Source organism: Pseudarthrobacter sp. Hb11, assembly GCF_059383655.1.
In genome coordinates, this window is record NZ_JBWZCM010000004.1 from 209872 (window position 1) to 229420 (window position 19549).

A 19549-nucleotide genomic window follows, 5' to 3' on the forward strand; every position below is an offset into this window, starting at 1 on the left:
GCATAGGGTTGATCCATGACGTCCGCAGGCCGCTTTGCCCCTAGCCCCTCCGGCGAACTCCATGTGGGCAATCTTCGGACCGCGATCCTTGCCTGGCTGTTTGCCCGCTCCACGGGCCGGAAGTTCCTGCTCCGCGTGGAGGACCTGGACCGCGCGCGGGCGGGCGCGGAGGCGGAGCAGTTGCGGGACCTGGAGGCCGTCGGTGTTACCTGGGACGGGGACGTGGTACGCCAGACTGCCCGCGGCCCCCTCTACGCCGAGGCGATCTCGCAGCTGGCGGCTGCCGGACTGACCTACGAATGCTTCTGCACGCGGCGCGAAATCCAGGAGGCTCCATCTGCGCCGCACGCCCCGCTGGGTGCGTATCCGGGGACCTGCCGCAACCTCGACCCTGCTGAACTGGAGTTCAAGCGCTCCAGTCGGCCCGCTGCCATCCGGCTGCGCGCCGACGTGGCCGAGTGCACGGTGCATGACGCGCTGCACGGTGCCTATACGGGGATGGTGGATGACTTTGTGCTGCGCCGCAACGACGGCGTGACAGCGTACAACCTTGCCGTGGTGGTGGACGACGCCGAGCAGGGCATCGACCAGGTGGTCCGGGGTGACGACCTCCTCCCATCCACCCCGCGGCAGGCATTCCTCGCCTCGCTTCTGCATATTCCCATTCCGGAATATGCGCACGTTCCGCTGGTGGTGAATGCCGACGGCGTCCGGCTGGCCAAGCGCGACGGAGCGGTGACGCTGCGGGATCTGGCGGAGGCGGGAAAGTCTGCCGCTGTGGTGCGGGACCGGCTGCTGGCATCGCTGGGCCTGCCGGCTGGGCCGCTTGAACAAGTTGTGCGGGCCTTCGATCCGGCTGCCCTGCCCCGCGGGCCCTGGGTGTGGCCGGCGATGCGGCCCTCCGGACGCTGAGCTCCCGCCCCGCCCTTGCCGCGCGTCCCGGCAGGGTTCGTCAACTTTCGTTGACGGACCGGGTGGCGTCAACTAGTGTTGACGCCATGGAGGTGGACCGCATGAAAACACTTGTGGGATCAATGGATGGAATGGGGCCGGCAGAGGCGCTGCACGCCGTCGCCGAACTGCAGAAGGAAGTGAACCGGACCGAATCTTCGCTGGTCCGGAGCGCAAGGCAGGCCGGATTGTCCTGGGAAGCCATCGCGTTGTGCCTGGGAGTCAGCAAGCAGGCAGTTCATCGGAAGTATGGCAAGCAGTAGCCCGGAATGACTGAGGCCGGTTGAGCCCAGGCGGCCTGTTCAGCCTAGGCTTAGGACATGTCAGACCAGCAGGCCGCGGAGCAGAGCCCGGCGCCCAGATTCACGGTAGAGACCGCAAAAGTCCTTGCCGAGGTGGCCCACAACCGGCAGAAGGACAAGCTGAAGCGCCCTTACCGTGAGCATGTCCTCGCCGTTGGTGACGCCCTTGCCGATTTCGACGCCGATATCCGGATCGCCGGATACCTGCACGACATTGCCGAGGACACCCCGATTACCCGCCAGGCCCTGCTGGACATGGGCGTTTCGGAGCGTGCGGTGGAAATTATCGAACGCGTCACCAACCGGCTGCACAGCAACCCGGACGACTACCAGGCCGGGATCCGCGAGATCGCCGAGGACCATGATGCCGCCCTGGTCAAAATTGCGGACAACGCCCACAACTCGCTGCCGGAGAGGGTCAAGGCGCTGGCTGAGAAATGGCCGGACAAGCCGCCGGCCACCAAGTACCGCGATGCGCGTCCGGTGCTGTACGCCGCCGTGGAGGTGGAGGAGGTCCGGAAAATCCTTGCCCGGGTGAATCCGTGGCTGCTGGAGGAGCTGGACAACCAGCTGGACGAGGAAGACACCACGGATTACGAGAACCTGTCCTATGAGGAGCCGGATGCCGCGGGTGAGGCGGCGTCGGACGCTAGGACGGGCGGGGAGCGGTAGTCTCCGCCTCCAGCTTCTCCAGGGCGTGATGCAGCCGCTCGGAGCCGCGGCGCTCATCAACCACGATTGAAAGGCCGAGTGCCAGCACAATCACCAGCAGGCACACCGGGACCGAAACCCCTGCAGCAGCCAGGCCAACTGCTGCAGCCAGCGCCACCAGGACTATGCCGGCCACGGTGATGACGGTGCGGTCCGGGCCGACCATGGCGCTGTACAGCCAGGTCAACGAGCCCTTGAACAGTGCCACCGGAATCGCAATGCTGGCTACGGCCACCGCCGCGCTGATGTGCGCCTCGTGGTCGATGTAGTAAGCGGCGACGTGCAGCCCGGCGCCGGTGGCCGCGATCGCGGCGAAGATGGGGATATGCCCGTACCCGAACAGGAACGACCGGTGCCTGCGCAGGTGCAGTGCCCGTCCGGCGGGGAGCATGAAGTAGATCCACCACATGGCGAACGCCAAGGCGGTTCCGCCGAAGCCGACCAGCGCCGCGTCGACGCTCCAGCCGTGGTTGGCAACGATGGCGCGGAGGGTTTCGATGGCGCCGATGAGGCATTCGCCCAGGGCGATGATGGCCAGCAGCCCGTACCGCTCGGCGATATGGTGTGCGTGCCACGGCGTCCTGGCCTTTCGCTCCGCGGCATAGGGGGTGGCCATCTCCAGCACGATCAAGGGCAGAATCATGAGGAATGTGGTGAGGACGTCGGCCTCAATAATCAGGACCGCAATCCAGCCGAGCTGCACCAGCGCGAGGTACCTGGCATAGCGCAGGCATGTTTCGCGGCGCGCCGGATCCTGCCTGGCCGCCCTCAGCCACTGGGCCACCAGTGCGAGCCGCATGATCACGTAACCGCCCACGATTACCGCATTGTTTACATGATCGCCCTCCACCAGCGAGCGGAACATGGGCTCGATTCCCATGGCAAGGATCAGGACCCCCACGATCTGGATCATGGTGACTACCCGGAAGATCCAGTCATCAGTGTCGTAGGCGCTGGCGAACCAGGTGAAATTGATCCAGGCCCAGATCACGGCGAACATCGAGAAGGAGAAGCCCATCAGGCCGGGAATAAAGTGCGCTTCCGCGACCTGATGCGCGAACTGGCTGCCCGCGACGCCGAAGGCAATCACAAAGGTCAGGTCGAAGAAGAGTTCAAGCGGCGTGGCTGCGCGGTGCTTTTCGTGCGGATCGCGGCCGCCCATGCGCGCCATGGCATGCCGGAGGGGATTGGAGGACATGGTTCAAAACTACACGCGGCCCAGGGCGTCGATGTCCTCCAGAAAGTCCTGGTGCACTTCGGCGCTGACGGTGGTCCGGGTATCGCCGATGGCGTCGAGGTAATCCTGGGTGGAGGGGCCCTTCCGCACCGCCTCGCGAACGGAAAGCGTGCCGCCGGAAGCGAGCCCGCCGTCGCTGTCCCTTCCGTATACAACGTTCTCCAGCGCACGCTGGGAGGCGCTGCGGGCGGCGTACTCGATGTCCGCGGGCGAGAAGCCCTCCGTTTTTTCCACGAGCAGTTCCACGTCCACGGCGTCCACCACGGGTGCCGGGATGAAGCGCTGCCACATGGCTTCGCGGGCCTGCCGGTCGGGGAGCCCGATGGGGATGACGTAGTCGAAGCGGCCGTGGCGCAGGAAGGCGGTGTCCAGGGCACGGATGAAGTTGGTGGCGCAGACCAGCAGGCGGCCGGGCTGTTCACGGAACGCGGGGATGATCTTGAGCAGCTCGTTGGTGACGCCCTGCAGCGGCGACGGTGGCTCCCCGGATCGCTGGGACGCGATCTCTTCCACTTCGTCGATGAACACCACGGCGTGCTCCAGCTCCGCGATCTCGAGGAACGTCTCGCGCAGCGCGCCGGCCAGGCCCTGCGGATCGGAGGCGAGCCTGGACGGGAACACTTCGACGAAGGGCCATTCCAGCCTGGAGGCGATGGCTTTGGCGAAGGTGGTTTTGCCGGTGCCGGGCGGGCCGAAGAGGACGACTGCACGCGGCGGCACTACACCGAATTCGTCGGCGAGGTCGGCTTCGGCCAGGGGCAGGACCAGCCGGCGTTCGAGCAGTTCCTTCTCCTTGCGCATGCCGGCGACGTTCTCCCACAGGTCCCTGGCCAGGACGCGGCCGCCGAGCTGGCCCAGAGCGCCGAGTTCCTGCCGCTGGACGGGGATGGTCCGCTCGAAGTAGCGCAAATTCTTCTTCAACGCGAAGCCGCGGCCCAGGAACGCTTCCACCCGGGTTTCTGATTCCGGCATGAGAGCCGAGAGCTTGTTCAGGCCGTGCGGGGCCATGCGGTTTTCGACGGCGGCGAGCAGTGAGGTGCCGATGCCGCGGCCGCGGTATTCAGGGAGGGTGGCGAGGAAGACGATCCAGCCCTGGTCGTGGGCAGCGCGTCCGACGGCGGCGCCCACCACCTGGTCACCCTGCACCGCCACCACGGCGTGGTCCTTTTCGCAGGACGCGAGGACCTCGGAAAGTGCGTACACGGGTTCAACGTTGTGCGACTTGAGGGTCTCCCAGAGATGCAGGATCCCGTCTAGGTCTGCTGAGTGGAAGTCCCTGATCCGCCAGTTGGTCATGCCGTCTCCCGCTTTGGTTCGTCGTTGAACTGCTCCCTGAACACCACCCCTACGGGCGCCGGCGCCCGAAAGGCGCTCTGCTGAGCATAGGGGATCGGCTCGCAGCCGGGAGTTGCGGGAGCGTTGCGTTACGCCCGGACGGATGGGGACTACAGCTTCGCGGCGTCCTTGCCTTTGGAGCCTCTCCACAGATGGTGTGGGCGGTGGCTGCCGTCGGTGTGCACCACCAGGACCGGGCAGGCAGCGTGCGAAACACAGGCTGAGCTCACGGAACCAAGGTGCATGCCAATGAACCCTCCGTGCCCGCGGCGGCCAACCACCAGCATCGCCGCATCCGCGCCGGCTTCGACCAACTTGGCGGGCGCAGGGCCGCGGACTAATTCCTGACTGATGTGCGCCGGGACGTCCGGTCCGAACGCTTTGCCGAGGGCCTCGGCCAGGGTCTGTGTTATGGCTGATTCAAAGGCATCAAAGTCCGGCGGAACGTAGCCGGCGTAGATCTGCGGGAAATCCCAGCAAGCCACGGCGTGGATCCGCGCATTGAGTGCGGGCGCCAGCCGGGCTGCCAGACGCAGGGCCTGCACTGAGGAATCGGAGCCGTCCACCCCTACAACAATTTTTGCTTCCGGGTTGTTCACCAAGGTCCTCCTGACTGACGAAAACGAACGACGGCGGCACCCGGGCTCCGTATCGACGGAACCTGGCGGGCCGCCGTCGGACTCTGCTGCCTGTTCAGACCTTGATCGGAACCGGGTGGACCTCGTCCGCCGGGTGGCCCGCGCGCTCATGGATACGGCGTACGGCATCCGCTGACGGAGCCTCGGACAGGCAGTAAACGAGGCCTGAGTCGGGATCAGCCCAAGCCGACTTGAACTCAACCATTTCCTCGCTTTGAATGGCGACATCGGCGTCGTGGGCCGCTTGTAATGCCTCCTTGGTGATTCCGGTCATGTTGCGGTGAACATCCATAAATTCCGGCATGAAACTGATGCTCCTTAACCTGGCCCCACCGCTGAAGCGGCGAGATGGGGCTGATGATAGACCTGAGCCTGTCACGGGTCAAGGAAAAAACCCATGACGCGTATCCACCCCGCACCAGCGCCGATCCTCGTACTTAGAGAAGAGCGGGATTGGCGCCACCGAGGCAGCCAGAGCTCTTCTGAAGGGCGGCGACAAGGGGTAGCAGCAGCCGTTGAGAGTGCCCTGCCCGAGGAGTAGCGTGACCTCCATCACTCAAACCGGTTCAGGAGCAATCATGCCAAATCTGGGACGCCGGCTTGCAGCCATGACGGCGGCGCTGGCAATGAGCGTAACCACAGGAGCGTTGGCCAGCCCGGCCTCTGCCCACTCCGGGCCTGCCGAGGAGACCAAAAAGACCCCTACCGCCACGGGCTATGGCGGCGCCGTGAGTACCGTGGACCTGGACGCCTCCGCCGCGGCCATTGAAGTCCTCCGCAAGGGCGGCAACGCCGTCGACGCTGCTGTTGCCGCAGCAGCCACCCTCGGTGTCACCGAGCCCTACAGTGCCGGCATCGGAGGCGGCGGCTACTTCGTGTATTACGACGCGCGGAAGGGCAAGGTCAGCACGATTGACGGCCGCGAAACTGCGCCGGCCGCGATGCCCCGGGATGCCTTTGTTAAGCCTGGCACCACCGAGGCGTATCCCTTTATCAAGCAGGCAACCAGCGGCATGTCGGTTGGTGTTCCGGGTACGCCAGCCACCTGGGAGCGGGCGCTGGACCGGTGGGGAAGCCTGAGCCTTGCTGAAGCCCTGAGGCCTGCCATTGACGTGGCAACGGAGGGGTTTGTAGTGGACCAGACATTCCGCCAGCAAACCGATGAAAACGATGAGCGCTTCAGGCCATTCGCCGCAACCACTGAGCTGTTCCTCCCGGGAGGGCAGCTTCCAGTTGTCGGTTCTGTCCTGAAGAACCCGGACCTGGCGGAGACGTACCGGCTGCTGGCCGAGAAGGGCATCGATGAGTTTTACGAAGGTCCGATCGCCGACGAGATCGTCACCACAGTCCGGAACGCGCCTACTAACCCGGATCCCAATACGCTGCCCGGGCCGGCAGGCGTTATGACAACCGAAGACCTTGATGCATACAGGGCTTTGGACCAGGATCCCACCCACGTCAACTACCGCGGCTACGACGTCTACGGCATGGCGCCCTCCAGCAGCGGCGGCACCACCGTGGGGGAGGCATTGAACATCCTCGAGGTGTTCGATCTTCCCGCCTTGGCGAAGGACAAGCCAAAGGTCCTGCACCACTACCTTGAGGCAAGCGCACTGGCATTCGCGGACCGCGGCAAGTACGTGGGTGACCCGGCATTCGTTGATGTTCCCACCGAGGAGCTGCTGGACCCGGTCTTTGGCAAGGAACGGGCCTGCGAGATTGACCCGGCGAAGGCGGCCCCGAAACCGGTGGCCGCGGGTGACGTCAACGCTTACGACGGCGCCTGCCCCGTTGAACCGGCAGCGCTTTCCGGCAATTCGGACACCGAGAACATCAACACCACCAACCTCACCGTTTCAGACAAGTGGGGCAACGTGGTGGAGTACACCCTCACCATCGAGCAAACCGGCGGGTCCGGCATTGTGGTTCCAGGCCGGGGCTTCATCCTGAACAACGAGCTGACGGACTTCTCGCCGGTGTACAGCGCAACCGACCCGAACCGCATTGAGCCGGGCAAGCGTCCCCGTTCGTCCATGTCGCCCACCATCGTCCTGAAGGACGGCGAACCGTTCGTGGCGCTCGGTTCTCCAGGCGGCGCAACCATCATCACCACTGTGCTGCAGACACTTATCAACAGGATTGACCTCGGCATGGATATCCCGGACGCGCTTGCCGCGCCGCGCGCCTCCCAGCGGAATTCGGCGACCCCGCAGGCAGAGCCGGCGTTCATCGCGGCCTACGGGAGGCAGCTTAGGGAGTACGGACACCCGGCTTTCAGCTCCATTGCCGAACTCGGCGCAGCCACAGCCATTGAGTTCCTCCCTGACGGAAGGGCAGTGGCGGCGGCCGAGCCGGCGCGGCGTGGCGGCGGATCGGCGCTGGTGGTCAAGCCCTCGCCGTAGCCCCGCAACTGATCAGATAACAACGACGCGGCACCCCAGGTTCTGGACTTCCAAAACCTGGGGTGCCGCCGTCGTACTCCCTGAGGCGGGACTACTTCTTGAAGGTGTCCGCCGGCGGGTTGGCGACCACGGGGGAGATCCCGGTGAAGCCTTCGCGGGTCTCAGCGATCTCATGGATGCGTTTGCGGCAGGCATACCAGCCGGCGACCATCAGGACCGAGGCGATGGCGGTGACAAGCATGGTGAGCGGGGATTCGATGAACACCATCACCAGCACGCCTACCAGGAAGAGCAGAGAGAGGTAGCCGGTGTATGGGGCACCGAACATCCGGAACGAGGGGCGCTTGAGCCAGCCCTTTTTTGCCCAGCGCTGAAGCTGGATCTGGCACAGCACGATGGTTGCCCAGGTCATGATGATGCCCACGGAGGCGACGTTGAGGACGATTTCGAAGGCGTCGGCTGGCACGAGGTAGTTCAGCGGGACGCCCAGCAACGACACGCCGGCGGTGATGGCGATGCCGCCGTAGGGCACGCCTGCCTTGTTCATGCGGGACGCGAACTTGGGGGCGGAACCGTTGACGGACATGGAGCGCAGGATCCGGCCGGTGGAGTACAGGCCGGCGTTGAGGGACGACAGCGCGGCGGTGAGGACCACGAGGTTCATGATGACGTCCACGCCCTGGATGCCGATGGAGCCGAAGAACGTCACGAAGGGGCTGACGCCCTTTTCGTAGGAGGTGTACGGCAGGAGCAGGGCCAGCAGGATGACGGAGCCAACGTAGAACACGGCGATGCGGAAGACCACGGAGTTGATGGCCTTGGGCATGATCTTTTCCGGGTTTTCAGTTTCACCGGCAGCGGTGCCCACGAGTTCAATGGAGGCGTAGGCGAACAGCACGCCCTGCATGAGGATGATCATGGGGAGCAGGCCGTTGGGGAAAATGCCGCCGTTGTCCGAGATGAGGCTGAAGCCCACCTGCTGGCCGTCCACCGGGGTGCCGAAGATGACGAAGTAGGTGCCGACGATAAGGAAGACCACCAGGGCGGCGACCTTGATCAGGGCGAACCAGAATTCCATCTCGCCGAAGACCTTCACCGAGACCAGGTTCAGTGCCAGGACCACGATGAGGGCAATCAGGGCCCAGGCCCACTGCGGCACGGCTGCCATCCAGGGGATGTAGTTGCCGAAGAAGTTCATGTAAAGCGCGGCGGCGGTGATGTCCACGATGGTGGTGGTGGCCCAGTTGATCCAGTAGAACCAGCCGGAAACGAACGCGGCCTTTTCGCCGAAGAATTCTCGGGCGTAGGAAACGAACGAGCCCGAGGACGGGCGGTGCAGCACCAGTTCGCCCAGGGCGCGGAGGATCAGGAACGCGAAGAAGCCGCACACGGCGTAGGCGATGACCAGGGACGGGCCCGCGGCGTTGAGGCGGCCGCCGGCGCCGAGGAACAGTCCGGTGCCGATCGCGCCGCCGATGGCGATCATCTGGATCTGCCGCGGCTTGAGGTTCTTGTGGTAACCCTTGTCCTCGGCGTGCAGGGCAGCCTCAGAGGCGTGCGCCTGGGGCGGAACCGTGTGGTCCGTGATGGGGGAGTTTGTCATGGGGAGTCCTATTTGCTGAGGTTGGCGAGGCGTTCGGGGCTGAGGAGTTCCTGGAGTTGGGTGCTCGTTAGGAGTCCGTGTTCGAGCACGAGTTCGGCCACGCCCTTGCCGGTGGCGAGGGCTTCCTGCGCGATGGCGGTGGCGGTCGCATAGCCCAAATGGGGATTCAGGGCGGTGACGAGGCCGATCGATTGCTCCACCGTGCGGCGGAGGTGGTCCGTGTTGGCGGTGATGCCACGGATGCAGCGCGCCGTCAGTGTGCGGCAGGCCGCTTCCAGGTGGGAGATGCTTTTGTGGAGGCTGTGGACAATGACGGGCTCGAAGGCGTTGAGCTGGAGTTGCCCGGCTTCGGCGGCCATGGTGATGGTGACGTCGTTGCCGATCACCTCGTAGGCCACCTGGGAGACTACTTCCGGGATCACCGGGTTGATCTTGCCGGGCATGATGGAGGAGCCGGACTGGACGGCCGGCAGGTTGATCTCGCCGAACCCGGCGCGCGGGCCGGAGGAGAGCAGGCGGAGGTCGTTGCAGATTTTGGACAGCTTCACGGCGACGCGCTTCAGCACTCCCGAGAGGTGGACGAAGGCGCCCACGTCCTGGGTGGCTTCGATCAGGTCCGGGGCCGTGACCAGAGGCAGGCCGGTGATCTCGGCGAGGTGCCGGCAGGCGGCTTCGGCATAGCCGGCCGGGGCGTTGAGCCCGGTGCCGATGGCGGTGGCGCCGAGATTAATTTCGTGGATCAGCAGGTCGGCTTCGGCGAGGCGGAGCCGGTCCTCGCCGATGGTGATGGCGTAGGTGCCGAATTCCTGGCCCAGCGTCATGGGGACGGCGTCCTGCAGCTGGGTGCGGCCCATCTTGACCACCGTGCGGAACTCCAGCGCCTTTGCCGCGCAGGCTTCCTCAAGTTCGGCCAGGGCGTCGAGCAGTTCCCGGGCGGCGAAGATGGTGCCCAGCTTTACGGCCGTGGGGTAGACGTCGTTGGTGGACTGGGACAGGTTTACGTGGTCGTTGGGGTGCAGGCGGGGGTAGTCGCCCTTGGGGTGGCCGAGGATTTCCAGCGCACGGTTGGCGATGACCTCGTTGGCGTTCATGTTCGACGACGTCCCGGCGCCGCCCTGGATCACGTCCACCACGAACTGGTCGGCAAGCTGGCCGTCCAGGATGTCCTGGCAGGCCTGCTCGATGGCGTCCGACCGTTCGGCGTCCAGCAGGCCGAGTTCGCGGTTGGTACGGGCTGAGGCAAGTTTTACTGCCGCGAGGCCGCGGACCAGGTGCATGTTCGAGGACAGCTTCTGGCCGGTGATGGGGAAGTTTTCCACGGCCCGGAGGGTGTGCACACCCCAGTAGGCGCCGGCTGGCACGTCACGGTCACCGAGCAGGTCGTGTTCGGACCGGACATCTTTTTCAGAGAGGGTGGTGGTGTCGATGGTGGTCATGGGGTCCTTACAGGGCTTCGCTGGCGGGTGCGGACAGGGAATGTTGGGGCAGGAAGTCTGTGGCTTGCAGCAGGCCAACCTGGTGGCCGCCGCCCAGCACGGGGGCGGTGGCGATGCCGGAGAGCGGAACGGTGTCCACGCCCAGCGCCTCAAGCAGTTTGACGGTGGCGGACATCCTGGCGCGGTCGCCGCCGTCGGAAATCTTCACGGCAACGGCACTGCCGTCGGCAAGGCCCACCAGCTGCACGCCTTCAAAGCCGTCCTTGGCCACGGAGCCCGGGAGCAGGCGCATCAGTTCCGTGACGTCGCGGCCTTCCCCGGCCACCATGTCCGGGTGCTGCTGCATGGCGAGCCCGACGGCGGCTTCCGCACTCTGGGGAGCGGGCCCGCCGTCGTCGTTTGTGGCAACGGAGGCTGCCGCGGCACCCGCGATAAGGCCGAAGGCACGGGCCATGCCCCGCAGGGTGAGGGCAAACAGGGGCGTGCCGCAGCCGTCGGTGCTGACGGTGAACGGTTCCTCGTCGGTCAGGTCCCTGACGGTTGTGGCCACGAGCTGCTGCAGCGGGTGGGAAGGATCCAGGTAGCCGCGGACCGGCCAGCCGTTGATCACGCAGGTGGCGGCCATGGCTGCGTGCTTGCCGGAGCAGTTCTGGGTGAGCTGGGTGGCCGCACCGCCGTCGCGCAGCCATTCCTCGCGCTCACGGGTGCCGTAGGGGAGGTCGGTGCTGTTATCGAAGTCAGTGACGCTGAGCCCGTGCCGGTCGAGGATGCGCAGGGCTCCTTCGCGGTGCTTGGCTGCGCCGGAGTGGCTTGCCGCTGCCAGGGCAAGGAGATCCGCCGGCAGCTCGAGGCCGGCCCGGACCATGGCGACTGCCTGGAGCGGCTTCAGCGAGGACCGCGGATAGAACGGCGCCGAGGGATCGCCCGTGGACGCCACTGTTGAGCCATCTTCTGCAATGGCAACGGCCGAGCCGTAGTGCACGCTTTCGACGAGGCCGTCGCGGATGGCGGTCACCAGGGGTGCGTGCTGCGGAAGCATCGCGGCAGTGTGGGCAGCAGTAAGCGCAGGGGATGGCATGGGGTCCTTGTGGGTGTCTCGTTTTAGTTGTTCAGGATGGAGTCGAGGGCGATGCCGACGGCGCGCAGGTGGTGGGCCATGGCTGCACTTGCGGCCTCCGCCGAGCCTGCCTCGATGGCAGCCAGGATCTCCTGGTGTTCCAGGTCTGAGGCATGCTGCCGGTCCGCTACCATGTTCAAAGTTTCGGACTGGTGGGCCAAAGCCCCGCGGATGTCAGCCACCACGCTGGCGAACACCTTGTTGCCGCTGGCGCGGGCGATGGCGGCATGGAAGCTGGAGTCCAGGGCCACCCAGGACTCGGGATCGGATTCGGTGGTCATCGCGGCAACGATGTGGCGGAGGGTCTCCAGCTCTTCGTCGCTGCGGCGTTCTGCAGCCAGTCCGGCTGCCGGAACCTCGATGTGCGGGCGGGCTTCGGTGAGGTCCCGCGCTGAGTACTGGCCGAGGGTGAGGTCGTTGGCCACTTTATTGGCGACGACGAACGTCCCCTTGCCCGTTTTGGTCACCGTAAGGCCAAGGGCGGTGCAGGAGCGGAGCGCTTCGCGGATGACTGACCGGCTGACCCCGTACTGCTGGGAAAGGGTTGCCTCCGAGCTGAGTTTGCTTCCAACCGACAGCCGCTCGGTCTCGATGTCCTGGCGGATAGCGTTGAATACCGCCTCGGCTGCACTGAGTCGTGCGAGCGGGGACGCAGCAGGCTGTCCTGCTGTCCGGCTGTCTGACAGGTTCACGCCTTAAATATGGCAGGGGTCACAGCTGCTGTCAATGCGGGGTGGCTAGCTGACCCGGGCGCGGTCTTCAATGCTTCGCAGGATGCCAAACAGTTTCACCACGCCGTCATCACCGAACAGCACATCGCGGCCGGACGGCGCGAGTTCGTTGTAAGGGGAGTCGAACAGTGCCGCCGGGTTGACCTTGCCTTTCTCCACCAGGTGTCCCGTCAGGACCTGGAGGAAGTTGATCTGCTGGGCTGTCAGCGGGAACCGACGCCTCTTTCGGGCAGGATGCGTTCCAGTTCGGAGAGGTCAAGGGCAGTCGCACTGACGAACATGGTTCGGATGGACTCATTGGAAATAATCCATGGAGCCGCCGCAGACGCAAGAGGGACACACGCCCGGCACGTTGAGCAGGCCCGGGAACGCCGGCTTGAGCTAACACGGTCAAAGGTCCAAAAACTGGCCGACGCAGCGGTGAAAGCTTCCAAGGTTGACACCTTCACCCGGGTTACAAACCCCTTCGAAATGCCCAAACTCTATGATGCCGTATCTGAAATCCAACGGCTTCTCACCGTGTTCTCGGAAAGCTACGGTATGCCAGCGACGGAGGCCTTCGAGCGCAAGGAATGGCATACTTCCCTTCTCGATCTGGGCCACTCAGCCGGAAGCGCCGTGGCCGGAGCTGTTGGTGCTGCGGCTGGCACTGTTGCGGCGGCGCCAAAGGCCATCGCCGGAGGTGTGGAGGACGGCATTCTGCAGGTCGCCCAGAGCATCGAGGAACGCCGCAAGAGCGCCAACTCGGACGATCAACCGACCTCCTGATTCGGCACATACGACAGCGGGTCCGAAGAGCACTCAAGCTCTCGGACCCGATGTTCAGGGGTGTTTAGCAGGGGGTCCAGCTCTTCCCGCCAGGTGCGTAACATCTTGGACCTGTGTACTTGGAGGGTGCCGGCGGTACGTAGGGCGCTGGTGCCGGTGGGACATAGGGCTGGGGAGCTGGGGGTACGTATGGCGCTGGTGCTGGCAACCTACGAAGCCGCTCTGCTTCTATGGCGGCCTGCCGGGCTGCTTCCTCTGCGGCCTTCTTCTCCGCAACTGCACGTTCTTCAGCGGCCTTTTTCTCGGCCGCCGCGCGCTGCTTAGCAGCCTTCACTTCCGCGGCTGCTCGTTCTTTGGCAGCCTTCTTCTTCGCCGCAGCATGTGCTTGCGCGGCTCGTCTTTCCTCTTCCGCCTTCTTTTCAGCAGCTACCAATGATGTGTGCAGAGACCTGATCTGGGCTTGCTTCATTTCAGCTGAATAGATCTTTTTGTCCAAGGTGGTGAGGGCCGCCGCAGTGGCGACGGCGGAAAGCCCGGCCCAGTAGATGGCCCTGTTGGCGTCCTTGGTGGCAGCATAAACTGCCCTGAGAGATTTAGCGGCGGCAAGGTCGGTAACTAGCAGAGCTGCAGCAGCCCCGGCGGCTGCAGAAGTTGATGCCGGCGCTGCTGCCGCTGCCGCATCCAGCGTCGCTGTAGTCTGCGCCAGCTGCGCGGGCAGGGTGCAGTCAATCCCCTCGGAAAAGAGGCCGGTCTTCTCGGTTCCCGCTTCCTCATAGGCTGCTTGAACTGGCGGTAGGAATTTTACGTTCTTGCCATACTGTACGGGGATACCAAGCCCCTCCCGTGCAATCTCCGCATTCACAAGGGACCCGTCCGGAGCGAAGACACCAGCGAGAGTCCTGCCGTATTTGTCGTGGCGATCGACGTCGAATTCCAGCCTAATTTGGGCGCCTTTTGGCAGCCGGTCTTCCAGGTATTCGGTGGCCTGGGGGCCGAGGCATTCCACCGGCTGATGGGGGTCCTTGGTTTCCGGCGTATCCACGTTGAGAAGCCGAATAGTGTGATCCCCGTTGTTTATCGACGCGATCAAAGTGTCGCCGTCAATGACCCGCACCACCGTCCCGGAGTCTTCATTCGCAGCTGCCCCGACTGCCACGGAGCCGGCCACCAAGGCTGTGGTAGCCAATGTGGTGATTATCAGATTCTTCATCTACTGCCTTCAATAGGACCTTGCGCCAGGTCTTCATAGCTGAAGGGGATCGAACCGTGAAGGAACCTGAATGCTTGCCATATAGATGGTCCCTATAGAAGCACAAGGCTTCCTCAAGAAAAGCTCATGATCGCAGCAGTTCTAGGCCTTCCTCATCCGATGGCGCTAGCTATGCCGGGTGGGCAGGAGCGCGTCGGGGGCTCGCAAGTGTAGCCACACCTCCGGCATGATCGTACCGCTAAGGCCTTGGGCTGCGCCCTTTCCCGGTACTAAACTTGGCGCAAGTACACGAACGGCACGATCGTACCTATCGGAGAGCCATGTCGAAGGGTATTACCAAAATCTTAGGGGCTGAAGTTAGAGCACGCCGTGCGTCTCTGAAGCTGACTCAGCACGACCTCGCCCAGCTGGCGGGCGTATCCGAGCGGTTTGTCCGCTTCGTCGAGCAGGGAAAGCCGAGCGTCCAGCTGGATTCCTTGGTCGCGGTGCTCGAAACGCTCGGCCTCGAACTGAAGATCACCACGCGACCTGGCTCTGCGGCCCATACGCTGGTGAAGCTGCCTTCGGACGGGGGCTCCGAGAGATGAGGCACCGCATCGCCGACATCTACAAGGCAGGTGCGCTGGCCGCTCGGCTTGAACGTCAAGACGGCGGCACCAAGTTCAGCTATGTGCCGGCGTACCTCGCATCAGGGGGACCCGCCGTCGCCACTTCCCTGCCGCTCATTACAGAACCTGTGCTGTCCAGCGCGGGAGCCGCACCGCCCTATTTCACCGGGCTGCTGCCGGAGGGCCGCCGGCTCAACGCCCTGCGCCGCTCGATCAAGACCAGTGCCGACGACGACCTGTCCCTGCTCATCGCAGCAGGTGGAAATCCTGTTGGAGACGTCCAGATTGTGGGCCACGGCGAGCCCTTGAACCCGGACGGGCATGCAGTGCAACTGGACCCAAAACAGCCGGTGGACTTCGACCAGTTGCTAGGTGACCCGGACCTGATTGACCCTGTGGCCCTGGCCGGGGTGCAGGATAAGTTGTCCGCCGGAATGATTTCGGTGCCAGTTACCAGCACAGGGCGTCAGTTCATCTTGAAACTCAACGCACCCGAGTTCCCGCACGTAGTGGAAAACGAGTTCGTGATGTTCCGCTACGCCGCCAAACTTCGGATTCCCCTGAGCCCCGTCCAGCTGATCCGCGATGTCGCGGGCAGGCCTGGACTGCTGGTGGAGCGCTTCGACCGTGTGCCAGGCGCGGAAGCCGGGCCCGACGGCGTACAGCGTCTGGCCGTGGAAGACGGCGCCCAGGTGCTGAAGCTCTACCCGGCGGACAAGTACAACGTAGGGTACGGCCAGGTTTGCCGTGCGCTCGCAGACTACTGTTCGGCGCCGCTTCCCGCTCTTCGAAACTTGGCGATACAAGCGGTATACGCATGGCTGACGGGGAACGGCGATCTCCATGCCAAAAACGTCTCCATGGTCCAGCAGCCCTCCGGTGAGTGGGTGATCGCGCCGGTGTACGACATTCCCTCCACAGTGGTTTACGGCGATAAGACTCTTGCCCTAACCATGAACGGGAAGCGGACTGGGATTTCGCGCCGCCACTTCCTTGGCTGGGCCACAGGGCTGGGTCTTACCGACCGGGCGGCTGTCCAGGTTGTGGAGATCGGGCTAAAGGCAGCGGGCCCTTTGATCTCGGACTTGGAGTCCGGGACCGCCTTCAATGGGCTGAGCGGGGCAAAGCAAAAGCGTAACGTCGACGCCGGCTCACCGTTTCCTGACATGGTCACCAGAGCGTTGGTCAAGGAGTTGAAGCATCGCCGAAGACTGATGGAAGGCTGAGCCGGCGCTGGGAGCAGTTACGCGCCCTCGTACCATCCCAGCACCCGCAGGGCGCGGAGGGTGTTCCACCGGCTTGGTTGTCCGTCACCGTCTTCCAGCTCGAAGTGGACCTTGCCTGGGTGGGTGTTGTCCAGCAACCACCTGCCGTCGGGCTGCTCCTTTGATCGCACCACCTGCACTGCCTCTTCGAGGCGTTCGTCAGGTGTGCCCCCGACGGTCCGGAAGTAGTCCAGACCACGCAGTACGTCGTAGTACCAGCGCGTGGGATAGGAGAACTGCAACCAGTCCCTGCTGATGAGCTCGCCGGTCGAACTCCGCCTGAGAAGGCCGCGGTCCAGGAGATACTCTTCCCCGCGATGCCGCGCCTCACGCCCTTCAGCCGTTCCGCCGGTCGCATTTTCGTGCTCGAGGAGTCCTTCCAGGACGCAGATGGTGGTGTGAAACGAAGAGCGGGTGGAGCCTCTCTCTGCCTCGCAGTTCCATCCACCGTCAGCGAGCTGTTCCCGAATCAGCCGCTGCACTACGGGCTCCACTTTTTCCCCGAAGTACGACCCAAGTGCAACGGTCATCCCGTTAATACAGGGTTCCACTTCGCCTTCGAAGAAGGGCTGGTTGCCCTCCTCCCAGCGGCTGTTGTCGCGGACCAGCCCGATCGCTTGCCTCGCTTCCCGGCTGCCGGGTTCCAGGCCGAAGTCGCGCAGGAGCAGGAGGCTGTACGTGGTCGCCGTCCACGGCTGGTTGTCCGGATCATCGTCGTCCTCCGGCCAATAGGTGGCCCCGGCCCATTGTCCGTCCGTGCCCTGGAGGGCGAGGAGTTTGGCAGCCCAGCCGTGGTTCGCAACCCGCTCCCGCTCTGACCGAATATCCTCAGGTGAACCGTCCGTGAGGTCGCGGAGGACCTGCCAACGGATTGCGGGATCGGAGCCCAGCAGCCAGTCGAGCACATGCATTGGCATTACCAATTCAGAGGTGCTGGATACCTGCCCGCTGCATCGCGTCCTTGTAAATGTCCACGCTCTTGGCCAGAAGCTCTTCCTGTTTAGCGTCCGAGACGGCGAACGCGCGGCCGCCAAGTGCGGTGGCCTTGTACACCTTGATGCCGCTGTTCTTCAGTGAGGAGTGGTAGGTCTTCTCGAACAGGGTGAGGAAGGTTGAGGCGTCCGTGCCGTGGGCAATGATCGCGGAAACACGGGAGTTGATCTTGAGGAACTGGCGGAAGGGGCGCAGGCCGTCGGTCTTTTCCTGCACGCTCAATGCCGACGGCATACCTGGATCGCGGACCCACGGGTAGGCATTCCACGGCATTACGTAGCGGGGGTCAAGCTCGGCGAGCTCGTAGATCTGGGTGGCGCGGCGTGCGGCTTCGTCGTCGTTGTAGTGCGAGACGAACCCGGATTCGGTGCCCTTTCCCGGGCTGACCTGCAGGCTTACGATCCGGCATTCATCTTCGTCATGTACCGGGTCGATATAGGGGACAGTGGAGCCCGGCTTCTTTTCCATCAGTTCGTCGCAAAGCTGGGTTACCTTCGCGATGTTCGGTTCCTGTAGCAGGGCCTTTTTTTCGTCCCAGTCAATCGTCACGATTTCTCCCTCAGCAGCTAGGCGTCCAGAATCAGGCGTCTTAGGCCACTCTACGCTTTTGGGCGGAGGGGTGGGCAGGGAAAGTTCCGTATCCCTTGTGCGGCGCGGCATTCATCAACAGGGAACCGTATTGTGAACCATGGGTTCGTGAAGCAACCACCTTGCTACGAGGTGGGGCCGGCGTCGTCTTTGACTCGGGCCTGAAGCAGCTACATCACCCGAATTGGGTGAGCAACTCTGAGGCCAGCGGCCAAGCCGCATTTGTCAGCGCCGGTCTCCGTACCTTGGCGCGCTTGACAGCCTTTGCTCGGTGCCTCAGTTTCCGCCGACGGCGGGAGGTTGCCTTCGCAGCCGCAGTCACGGCAGTGCCCGGCAGGGGCGGAGCGATGGAGCGATAGGTATGGCCCGTGGGAGTGCGGAGTTCCACCGAATGCCGTGGCCCTGCGACGGGTCTGGATGACCACCCAGATGCTTCTTCGGTGTGGTTGCAGGCTTCGCAGAGGCCTTGGCCGTTGTTGCTGGTGGTAGGCCCATCGTTGTGCCAGGGGACGATGTGGTCGTCATGGCGGATGGGCGCGTCGCAGTAGGGGGTGCGGCAGGTGTCGTCCCGTACTTGCAGGAAGCGTTTTAGTCCAGGCGGGAAGAGCCGGGCTTTGGAGTCCATTCCGACCAGTTCGCCGTCCGCGGGAGCCGTGTAGAGCCGGCGAAGCCAGATATCTAGCTCGGACTTCGTTTCATCGGCCCCGCGCCGTATGGCTGTCCTTGCCCACTCGCCGGGGACCACTCCGTAGCCGGTGAGCCTGGCGGGTTCGCTGGCACCCTGGAAGAGGGTGCGGTCGGTCATGACGAGCTGGATGTCGATGCCCGTGTAGCCGGCCGGGATGCCTGTGATGCGGTCGATGAGGGAGTCCGCCATAATGGCGCCCCTGGGACGCTCGTCACTGGAGGACTTCAGCGTATCTGCCTGCTGGGTGAGGGCTGCGTAGGCGGCGACCCCTTGGGCCACCGGAACCAGGGCGGTCAGGTACGCCATGGTGTCCGGCGCCGGGCGCATGCTGACGGTACGTTCGATGACGGCACGAGAAGCCCGCTTCACCACCGACTGCGGATCGCGCCGGTACGAGGCCGCTCGGACTGCTGCGATGATGGCGCGGTCACCGACGCCGGACAGGGTGCCGGTGTCCGCGGCGATCTCCTCGTCCACCTCGCACCGGTCCTCCACGGACAGACACGCTGTTTCCTTCACTACCAGGGTGGCCCGCCACTCGTTCAGCTGCCCGGATTCGAGGGCTGCGAGGGTGTGGGGCATCTCGGTGACCAGGGCTTTCCCCAATCCAAGCACCCTGCCGCCGCGGGCGGGGGACTCGCGCCGGGCCAGGGCAATTTCGGCTCCCACTCCGGCGCCGAGTTCGCCGGCAGGGACGCCTGCAGCAGCCTGCTCCTGCCTCCTTGCGAGGTCGTAGGCGACGGCGATCCGCGCCTGCTTAGCTGCGGCCGCGGACTTCACATCCTCAAAATCCCGCAGCTGATCAATCATCCCCGGGCGATCGACAGAGACAGGAACGGAAGCCAGCAACTCAAGGACATCAGCAATGGAAGGAGCAGCACGGTTCTCCGCCCCAACTGCTCCCGCCGACCCCTGATCCGCTTCCATAACCAAAGTCTTCCAGCAGGGTCTGACAAAAACCGGCGC

General features: G+C 64.3%; 20 protein-coding genes. 7 read left to right on the forward strand and 13 right to left on the reverse strand.

Going from position 1 to position 19549, the window contains the following annotated elements; all coding sequences use genetic code 11:
• Positions 1 to 15: 15 nt before the first annotated feature.
• The 3 genes from gluQRS to AC50X7_RS09470 all read left to right on the forward strand — a co-directional run bounded on the left by gluQRS (position 16) and on the right by AC50X7_RS09470 (position 1925).
• Positions 16 to 912 (forward strand): tRNA glutamyl-Q(34) synthetase GluQRS, encoded by an 897-nt coding sequence (gluQRS, locus tag AC50X7_RS09460; protein ID WP_494978767.1) that lies wholly within the window; start codon positions 16 to 18, stop codon positions 910 to 912.
• 101 nt (positions 913 to 1013) lie between these two features.
• On the forward strand, positions 1014 to 1214 hold the full coding sequence (locus AC50X7_RS09465; RefSeq protein WP_494978768.1) for a death domain-containing protein: 201 nt from the start codon (positions 1014 to 1016) through the stop codon (positions 1212 to 1214).
• 57 nt (positions 1215 to 1271) lie between these two features.
• Positions 1272 to 1925, forward strand: coding sequence for an HD domain-containing protein (locus tag AC50X7_RS09470; protein ID WP_494978769.1), 654 nt, complete (start codon positions 1272 to 1274; stop codon positions 1923 to 1925).
• Here the strand turns inward: AC50X7_RS09470 and AC50X7_RS09475 are convergent.
• The 4 genes from AC50X7_RS09475 to AC50X7_RS09490 form a co-directional block, all read right to left on the reverse strand.
• The gene (locus tag AC50X7_RS09475; RefSeq protein ID WP_494978770.1) at positions 1903 to 3162 is read right to left on the reverse strand and encodes a low temperature requirement protein A; all 1260 of its coding nucleotides are present in this window, start codon (positions 3160 to 3162) and stop codon (positions 1903 to 1905) included. The genes AC50X7_RS09470 and AC50X7_RS09475 overlap by 23 nt on opposite strands.
• A gap of 9 nt (positions 3163 to 3171) precedes the next feature.
• Positions 3172 to 4497, reverse strand: a complete 1326-nt coding sequence (locus AC50X7_RS09480; protein WP_494978771.1) for an ATP-binding protein — start codon at positions 4495 to 4497, stop codon at positions 3172 to 3174.
• Positions 4498 to 4646: 149 nt separating this feature from the next.
• The gene (locus AC50X7_RS09485; protein ID WP_494978772.1) at positions 4647 to 5135 is read right to left on the reverse strand and encodes a universal stress protein; all 489 of its coding nucleotides are present in this window, start codon (positions 5133 to 5135) and stop codon (positions 4647 to 4649) included.
• Between the two features lie 94 nt (positions 5136 to 5229).
• Positions 5230 to 5478, reverse strand: coding sequence for an SCO4226 family nickel-binding protein (locus AC50X7_RS09490; RefSeq protein ID WP_307097715.1), 249 nt, complete (start codon positions 5476 to 5478; stop codon positions 5230 to 5232).
• 274 nt (positions 5479 to 5752) lie between these two features.
• Here AC50X7_RS09490 and ggt point away from each other — a divergent pair, with 274 nt between their 5' ends.
• Entirely contained in the window at positions 5753 to 7576 is a 1824-nt protein-coding gene (ggt, locus tag AC50X7_RS09495; RefSeq protein WP_494978773.1) for a gamma-glutamyltransferase, read from the forward strand.
• 91 nt (positions 7577 to 7667) lie between these two features.
• Here the strand turns inward: ggt and AC50X7_RS09500 are convergent, their stop codons facing one another.
• The 5 genes from AC50X7_RS09500 to AC50X7_RS09520 are packed head-to-tail and all read right to left on the reverse strand — an operon-like array spanning position 7668 to position 12670.
• Positions 7668 to 9179, reverse strand: coding sequence for an amino acid permease (locus tag AC50X7_RS09500; protein WP_494978774.1), 1512 nt, complete (start codon positions 9177 to 9179; stop codon positions 7668 to 7670).
• 8 nt (positions 9180 to 9187) lie between these two features.
• Positions 9188 to 10615 (reverse strand): aspartate ammonia-lyase, encoded by a 1428-nt coding sequence (locus AC50X7_RS09505; protein WP_494978775.1) that lies wholly within the window; start codon positions 10613 to 10615, stop codon positions 9188 to 9190.
• A gap of 7 nt (positions 10616 to 10622) precedes the next feature.
• Complete coding sequence (locus AC50X7_RS09510; RefSeq protein ID WP_494978776.1) at positions 10623 to 11693, reverse strand: asparaginase; 1071 nt, start codon at positions 11691 to 11693, stop codon at positions 10623 to 10625.
• A 23-nt stretch (positions 11694 to 11716) separates the two neighbouring features.
• A complete protein-coding gene (locus tag AC50X7_RS09515; RefSeq protein ID WP_494978777.1) occupies positions 11717 to 12424 on the reverse strand; it encodes a FadR/GntR family transcriptional regulator in 708 nt (235 codons plus the stop codon).
• Between the two features lie 45 nt (positions 12425 to 12469).
• Positions 12470 to 12670, reverse strand: coding sequence for a hypothetical protein (locus AC50X7_RS09520; protein ID WP_494978809.1), 201 nt, complete (start codon positions 12668 to 12670; stop codon positions 12470 to 12472).
• 264 nt (positions 12671 to 12934) lie between these two features.
• Between AC50X7_RS09520 and AC50X7_RS09525 the strand changes: the two genes are divergently transcribed.
• Entirely contained in the window at positions 12935 to 13231 is a 297-nt protein-coding gene (locus AC50X7_RS09525; RefSeq protein ID WP_494978778.1) for a hypothetical protein, read from the forward strand.
• A 64-nt stretch (positions 13232 to 13295) separates the two neighbouring features.
• On the opposite strand, the gene AC50X7_RS09530 is transcribed toward AC50X7_RS09525, so the two are convergent.
• Positions 13296 to 14441, reverse strand: coding sequence for a thermonuclease family protein (locus AC50X7_RS09530; RefSeq protein ID WP_494978779.1), 1146 nt, complete (start codon positions 14439 to 14441; stop codon positions 13296 to 13298).
• Positions 14442 to 14761: 320 nt separating this feature from the next.
• Here AC50X7_RS09530 and AC50X7_RS09535 point away from each other — a divergent pair, with 320 nt between their 5' ends.
• On the forward strand, positions 14762 to 15028 hold the full coding sequence (locus AC50X7_RS09535; protein ID WP_494978780.1) for a helix-turn-helix transcriptional regulator: 267 nt from the start codon (positions 14762 to 14764) through the stop codon (positions 15026 to 15028).
• A complete protein-coding gene (locus AC50X7_RS09540; protein WP_494978781.1) occupies positions 15025 to 16275 on the forward strand; it encodes a type II toxin-antitoxin system HipA family toxin in 1251 nt (416 codons plus the stop codon). Before AC50X7_RS09535 ends, AC50X7_RS09540 begins: the two co-directional genes overlap by 4 nt.
• A gap of 17 nt (positions 16276 to 16292) precedes the next feature.
• On the opposite strand, the gene AC50X7_RS09545 is transcribed toward AC50X7_RS09540, so the two are convergent.
• From AC50X7_RS09545 to AC50X7_RS09555, 3 genes are all read right to left on the reverse strand, one after another.
• Entirely contained in the window at positions 16293 to 17225 is a 933-nt protein-coding gene (locus AC50X7_RS09545; RefSeq protein ID WP_494978810.1) for a prenyltransferase/squalene oxidase repeat-containing protein, read from the reverse strand.
• 13 nt (positions 17226 to 17238) lie between these two features.
• Positions 17239 to 17856, reverse strand: coding sequence for a uracil-DNA glycosylase family protein (locus AC50X7_RS09550; RefSeq protein WP_307097725.1), 618 nt, complete (start codon positions 17854 to 17856; stop codon positions 17239 to 17241).
• A 214-nt stretch (positions 17857 to 18070) separates the two neighbouring features.
• Positions 18071 to 19510 (reverse strand): HNH endonuclease, encoded by a 1440-nt coding sequence (locus tag AC50X7_RS09555; RefSeq protein WP_494978782.1) that lies wholly within the window; start codon positions 19508 to 19510, stop codon positions 18071 to 18073.
• Positions 19511 to 19549 lie beyond the last annotated feature (39 nt).